The sequence below is a fragment of the Okeania sp. SIO2F4 genome, assembly GCF_010672385.1.
Taxonomy (GTDB): Bacteria; Cyanobacteriota; Cyanobacteriia; order Cyanobacteriales; family Microcoleaceae; genus Trichodesmium.
Map to the genome: position 1 here is coordinate 1 of NZ_JAAHGT010000469.1, position 7,415 is coordinate 7,415.

Below are 7,415 nucleotides of genomic sequence, written 5' to 3' on the forward strand. Positions count from 1 at the left end.
ACAGGGAATAGAAAATAAGACAAACAATTGCACCTCACTAACTTGAGAAACGCTATATATATTAAGTATTTAATATTATTTTTTATTTTGATAGTTATTTTTGCACTTTCCAAGTGTAGCATTACTTTTTATGAATGGTATGAAAAGTATTTATGCCAAGAAAGTAAATGCTTCTCTTCTTAATTTCACTATTCCACAAATAGTCAAGATTATTAACTTAAACTTACAGGAATTTTATCTGAATCTTTATTTGCGTATTTGCACATGATTTTTTGATAACTATAAATTAAATATTCAAGATTATTTTTTTCAGAGGCTAATTGTTCTGATTCTTCAATATAGATTGAATTAAGACCAAATATTTGTTTATTGTCAAGTTTGATTGGGGTGAAAAAATTTGATGTGACTTTTTAAACTCTGGTTTATATGTTTGTATATCAACAATATCTTTACCTATAAAGTGACACAATTAAGTAGATCGAGCTAAAAAAAAGACGTTACATATTTAGCCATAAAACGCCTCAAGCCACTGATATAAGTGATTTTTCATTAATTTACAATTTGACGATCAATAAAGCACAAAATTTACCACCCTCTACTTACAGCCTATTCTATGTAAATGTGGTACAGTGATTATAGTAGATTTGCAAAAGCAAAAATGAAACCTTAATTCGATACTTCAAAAACTTGTATTAAAGATACTGCTACTGTACTTCATCAACTCTGGAATGCGGTTTAATTACCCCCCTATTTTATGATTTATATTCTTACTTACCTGAGTAATATTGTTTTGTTCTTAAAGTAGATAGATGGGATTGCTATTCTATCAGAATGCTCCGGAAAATCCTGATTTTATACCTTTACTTACTGACAAGCTAGAGATTACTCACATCCTCGAAATTCAAAATCCTTCCTCGACTTGGTGTAACATTAGATGCGTATCCTAGTTAATTAAAAAACTGAATACTTACAATTTAATAACTCTAACTAAATAAAGAATAAAACACTCTAATTGAAACATTTATAACTATTGCCTAAGTTCCCTATAAGTCAAAAAAAGGTAACTTTGTACTGGTTAAATATAGTATGTTGGTTAAAATAAGAAAAGCATAGTTTAATAAATTTACCTGTTTGTAAAATTCATCCTAGAAGCAAAGTTAAATAATTTTCTCATTCCTGATATTTCAGATGAGTATAGTAATTGTTCCTGCTTTCGGTGGTAACATAATAAGTTATGAAAATAAATCTTTTAGTATAGATACTTCAAGAGGATAACAGTGTGCTATATTTAGCAGAAGTACAAAGAAGGCCAACAGGTTTTGGTGGTCTGGGTGGTGGTAGAACTGATTTGAAGTTGCTAGCTTGTCAGCGCGGCGAACATAATTGGGCTGCTGTACCTGGTGAAGAAGTTATTCCGGCTGATGAAGCTAAGGAATTTTCTCCTGGTGCATTGGTGCTAGTAGATTTGAATAATAATAAGCAGGTGCAGCAAATTCAAGATGCTGCACGTCAGTTAGTGAAAATTCTCCAAAATTTCTCTCGCTCCCAAGAGAAGTCTAAGACACAATGGGAAGAAATTGAGCAATGGAAAGCATCTCTTACTTTTCAAGCCCAAGAACTGAATCGCCGAGAAATGGAATTACAGGCTAAGGAGGAGCAACTTGAAGAGCTGCAAGCTGAAATTGATAAGTTGGAGGAGCAACGTCAGGAAATTAGTCAAGCCCAAGAAGAATCTCAGCAACTCCAGGAACAGATAGGGCAAAACCGAGCAGAACTAGAAGCAGCACGTTTAGAGTTACAAAGGCAACAAGAGGAGTTTGAGCAACATAAGGGAGAATTAGCTCAAGGTGCAGTTTTAGATGAGGAGCAATCTCAATATATTCAAGATTTATTGATTTGGTTGACTGAAGCCGTAACTCCGACAAATTTTTTGGGAGAAAAGTTAAGTCAATCCTTAGAAATAGTTAATACTCAACAGGAAACTCTAGAGCAACATAGACAACAGTGGGAGAATACAACAAACACAACCTCCAATACACAGCATGAAGAGATCGAGAGTTTGGCTAATCATGTCCAAAACCAATGGATAGAATGGCGACAAGATCGGGAATCCTTGGCCCAGAGTAGCGCGGAATTGAGAGTTCAACAAACTTTACTGGTAAGTAAGCAAGAGTATGGTCAAGTATTGAATGCACAAATTGGCACACAGACACAACTTTATGGGCAACTGAGTAATTTAGTCACAGCATTGGAGAATGATTGTACTACTCATAAAGTAGATGTTGAAGCTTTGGAAAAGATGTCTCTTCATGAGTTAGAAGAACTGGTACAAAGTTTGCAACAAGATTTGCAAAGGGATATGAGTTTTGTTAAAGATCAGGAAGAGGAGTTGGCACTACAACAGCAAGAAATGGATGCTTTACAAAGAAGAATTGACAAAGCTAGTGAATATGACAGAATTAACTTGGACTCAGAACTTTCAGATGAGAAAGACCGCTACAGAATGTTAAATGAATCTTTAGTGGGTTCTCAAAGAAATCTTAAGGAGAGACAAGATATATTAAGTCAGCATCAAGCAGTTCTTTGGCGTCGGTTGGGTAATTCTTCCGATCGAGAACAGTCGAATCAAATAGATATGAAGCCTATACTATCACAAGTTGAGACTCAAAGACAGCAATTGACGGAAGAGTTACAAAAGTTAGAAGCTGAAATTCAACAAATACAAACTGAAATTAGCCAAAAAGAAGAAATGATTAATGGCCAAACTCAGCAACAAGCAGTTAAAAGAAATGAAATTGAGCAGTTAGAGTTGAGTTTAAGGGAAAAGCAGAGGGCAAATACAGAGGGTGGAAGTGGAATTATTTATCAAGAAGTAATTCTACCTCTGGAAGGTTATTTAGAACAATTGAGACAGCAACTTGAAGAAGTAGCAAGTGGAGTAAATCAAGTACAAGGTATTGGTGAACAGGTGGCTCAGTTAGGGCAAGTTCTCCAAAGTATTCTTGTGCAACCTGAATAAGATTAACTTAGGAGTACTCAACAATTAATAATTAATAATTAATAATTAATAATTAATTATTACCTCTCCTTTAAACTGATAGGATTGACTAATCATGAAAATTTTTTCTTGTTTCTCCTTTAAAGGAAAGGAGAGGCTTTAAACCTTAATTATTCGGTAATTTTTTATACTAAATATCTTGAATTTATATAGGACTTACGCAAAGACCATGTGTATAGCGTTAAAAACTATAACGTTATAGTTTTTAACTCTATATGTAGTACCTCTGCGTAAGTCCTGTTATACTAAAATAATCCACGGATCTTGAACTTTGGCGATCGCTCCTCCAGGAAAGGGGTCTGTTTGGGAACGGTTGGGAGCGTTGATTAGAGCTGTTAGCTTTTCAATATGACTGAAGTTAGGATTTGTAGGTAAAACTTTGTGTAGGATGTGTCTCATTACTCTACGTTGTAATGCTAGAGGAACTTCACGCAATACTAAACGATTGATGATATATCTGACTGGTTGAGACTCAAATTGAGAAATATTGAGATTATCTATATCTATTTTTGTTACTTTCTCTAATAACTTTTCTGTTTCATTTTCAAAATATTCGACTTCAGCACTAAGTATTTCTGCTGTTTGTGCCAATGCTAATTCAGCTTGAGGGTTAAACTGGCGTAGGATAGGAAATAATTCTAGGCGAATACGGTTCCGAGCATAACGTAAATCTTGGTTTGTAGAATCTTCCCAAATTGCGATTTTTTGCTCTTGACAAAAGTTACCTGTTTGGCTACGAGTAATTTCTAATAGGGGACGTACGAGTAAGAGGGAGAAATTTTCTGCCAGGGGACGTTGCCAAGTTAGGGCTTGGAGACCGTCAGTACCACTACCACGAATTAGATTATATAGAAGAGTTTCTGCGCGATCGCTGGCTGTATGGCCAGTTACAATGTATTGGAAATTAGATTTATTAGCAATTTTACTTAGGGTTTGATAACGCCATTTTCTGGCTTCTGCTTCACTTTTATAGACTTTATTTGCTGTTTCTATATAAGATGGAAGTTGCCAATTTGTGGCTAATTTTTTGACATAATTAGCATTAGCTTCTGAGTCAGATCGCCATTTATGGTCACAGTGAGCAATTGCTAAATACCAATTCCATTTTGATTGTAAGTCTAATAGTAATTTAGTTAGACATAGTGAGTCTTGACCGCCGGATACTGCAATTAATATTCTTTGATTTTCTGGTAATAATTTTCTTTGACGTAATGTTTGATGTATTTGGTCATGGAGTTGTGTCCAATTTTGATTGGGAGATTGATTCATTAGACATAATTTATTTGATTTGAAAGGATAATATTAAATCTGGTATAGCAATCCTCTGCACAATTGTAATATTTTTGTGGTAATTAGGAGTCAGAATTTTCAAGGTTTTTCGTCAATCTTAACTATTATAAAAATTATCACAAATCATTTAGGATTGCTATAGTATCGTTATCAAAAAGTAGAGGAAGCGGGTTTGTATTAAATACGCCACTATACTAATATCTACTTCCTATAAACCAGGTTTATTACGGGACTCTAAAGCAAGAGGATTTGATATAATTTGGATGGTTTTGATTATTGGAATTAATATTATTTATAGTAGAAAATTAGTAAAAATTCAGCTATTATCAAGTCTCAGTTTTTTTGATGAATTAGATTTTTTTAAGAAGTGTTGTATTAACTGAATAGCTACTTATTTATGCTAGAAATTATGTCAACTTCGGTCGTATCGTTCAACAATTAATAATTAATAATTAATAATTAATAATTACCTCTCGAAAGAAAACGGATAGGATTGACTCAAAGGAAAACATTTTTTCTTCTCAAGGGGAGATTGGATATGGCGTTTAGCGTTCCGCACAACGCGCGTTTTTCATGTCGCGTTTGCTTTAGCATGACCTAGGAAAGCGAAACGCGGAGCGACATGAAAAGCTCTGCTGCTCTCCACTCTTCGGGAGACCTCGCCATCCCATCCTAAGGTCATGCTCCGCTTTCCGACCGCTGTCTTGGTCGATTGGATATGGCGTTTCGCGGAGCGACATGAAAAGCTCTGCTGCTCTCCACTCTTCGGGAGACCTCGCCATCCCATCCTACGGAATGCTCCGCTTTCCGACCGCTTTTTCTCCTATCCAAGGGGAGGCTAGTGACCACAATTTCTCGGTAAAATAAGTAGATAAACCGGGTTTGTATTAAATGCCCTACTATACTAATATCTAATTCTTATAAACCTGGTTTTTTGCGGTACTCTAAAGCAAGCGGATTTGTATTAAATACCCTACCATACTAATATCTAATTCTAGTGAACCTGGTTTCTTGCGGAACTCCAAAGCAAGCGGATTTGATATTATCTGAAATATATCAATAATATTGAATCCAGTTATATAATAGACTTTTCCAGAAAGAAGGGAGTTAAGTCTAAGAGGGAAATAATTGATGGTTTCTGTATAATAATTTATCTTATTTTTTCTTATTCAAGATATCTAATACACGTTTATAATTTTATACTGTGCTTCAATTTATCCTGCTACCCTACTCCCCCAACTATATAAAATAAGTATTCAACCAGATTTGATATAAGAGTTTCTTCTTTCAAGAAAAGACTTAGTAATTTTAGCGAATTTCATCTCAGTCAGGAGATAGGGGGAAAGATGCCCGTACTGTATAGATTTTAATGTTAATATTTGTACCTCACCTGTATAATACCAATTACCATAAACTTTGCTATACTTAGGTTTTTTATTTCGCGCATATTATTTGTTGGAGCAAATACTCGATATTTGCTAACTTCAGTTATAAAGCAAGGTTATTTTTGCCTGCTTCCAAGTATAGCCAGACTTTTGATAAACGGTATAATCTATACTGAAAGCTCAAAGCTAACGGCTAAATACTTAATGAAAAATAATCATCAAGCTTGATAGTTAAATTAACTGAATAAAACCCAGTTTAAATTGGTTTTAGCTGTTCAGGATTTGTTCAGGATTTTGATATTGCTAAAGTTAACTACAACCTCGAATTTTTCGAGTATTTTCTACTAAACTTTGAGCCAATTTATCAAAACGTTCTGATAATTTTTCATCCAATATTTTACCGTCATCAGAAAAAGCTTTCCAAGCCTGACCAATAGCAATTTGCTCTGGAATTACCCAAGCATGAACCCATCGCAGAATTAATCGTAAATGATTTAGTGTATTACTATTTGATTGACCTCCTAAAACACTAATAAAACCTGCTACTTTTCCATCTAAATGCTCAAAGCTCATTAAATCAAGAGCATTTTTCAACACACCACTGACGCTGCCATGATATTCTGGAGTAGATAAAATCAGACCATCAGCTTGCTTAAAAGTTTCCCGCATTTTTTCGACATCTGGATATTCTGGATACTCATTCTCACCATTACAAAAGGGGAGTTTGAGAGTCTGTAAATCCAATATTTCTACTTCAGCACCTATCGCTTCTAATCTTTCAGCTACTATTTCTAAAGCTTGCTGACTATAAGAACCAGCTCTTAAACTACCACTAATTCCCACAATTTTTACCATTCTATTTAACCAAATATATTTTTAAAAGTTAAAGTCGTCAGGACTTAGGGCAAGGTACTATATATAGAGTTCAAAAACTATAACGTTATAGTTTTTAACGCTATATATGTTATCTGGTGCGTAAGTCCTAGTCGTAATAAGTACGATTGAAAAAAGTAACAGAGCTAATCAACAAACCTCAATTTTGAAATACGCTATTTATATAGATATATACACTTAATCGGGATCAAAGGCCACTATTAAAGATAATGAAAAATTTCTGGCAACAAATTAAAACCAATGAGCCAAAGAGAATGAATCACCACAACTCATTATTATGCCAAACTCAATCCAAAAAGAAAAAAACTATTCTTGGTAAAATTCCTGGTAAAAAATTAAGTAGAAAACTGATATGGAAAATTTTTGCTACTGGGATAATTGCTCAAGGAGTCTTATTAGGAACTCCAGCTTTTGCTGATAATACGCAAAAAAATCTTAGCTATAGTCAACTATTAGAGAAAATTAAAGCAGGAGAAGTAACAGAAATAGATGCCTATCCTTCTCAAGGAATTGCTAAAGTTAGTCTGAAAGGGCAAAAGAGCAACGAGCCAATGTACATAGTTAATATGTTTGACTATAACCCGGAACTACTCGATCGAGTCCGTGCCCAAAAAATTAACTTTGAGCTGAAGCGCTCTCCTGACAATAGCGTTGCTATGGGGATTATATTTAATATACTCATCATTTTTGTGGTCATTTTTATACTACTGACAATTTTGCGTCGCTCTAGTCAGTCTCAGGGAAATGCTTTAAATTTTGGTAAGTCTAGGGCTCGTTTTCAGATGGAA

The 7,415-nt window shown here is 34.5% G+C and carries 4 protein-coding genes; 2 read left to right on the forward strand and 2 right to left on the reverse strand.

Translation table 11 applies throughout. The features are described from left to right. Nucleotides 1-1,279 precede the first annotated feature (1,279 nt). A complete protein-coding gene (gene hmpF, locus F6K22_RS25030; protein ID WP_293104201.1) occupies nucleotides 1,280-3,019 on the forward strand; it encodes a pilus motility taxis protein HmpF in 1,740 nt (579 codons plus the stop codon). A gap of 279 nt (nucleotides 3,020-3,298) precedes the next feature. Here hmpF and tilS read toward each other — a convergent pair whose 3' ends face one another. Together tilS and F6K22_RS25040 are read right to left on the reverse strand one after the other, a co-directional pair. Beyond that, nucleotides 3,299-4,327 (reverse strand): tRNA lysidine(34) synthetase TilS, encoded by a 1,029-nt coding sequence (tilS, locus tag F6K22_RS25035; protein ID WP_293104204.1) that lies wholly within the window; start codon nucleotides 4,325-4,327, stop codon nucleotides 3,299-3,301. A 1,715-nt stretch (nucleotides 4,328-6,042) separates the two neighbouring features. Beyond that, nucleotides 6,043-6,588 (reverse strand): NADPH-dependent FMN reductase, encoded by a 546-nt coding sequence (locus F6K22_RS25040; RefSeq protein ID WP_293104206.1) that lies wholly within the window; start codon nucleotides 6,586-6,588, stop codon nucleotides 6,043-6,045. A gap of 248 nt (nucleotides 6,589-6,836) precedes the next feature. On the opposite strand from F6K22_RS25040, the gene F6K22_RS25045 reads away from it, so the two are divergent. Then, nucleotides 6,837-7,415: ATP-dependent metallopeptidase FtsH/Yme1/Tma family protein (locus F6K22_RS25045; protein WP_363274383.1), on the forward strand; the 579-nt coding region annotated here is incomplete at its 3' end.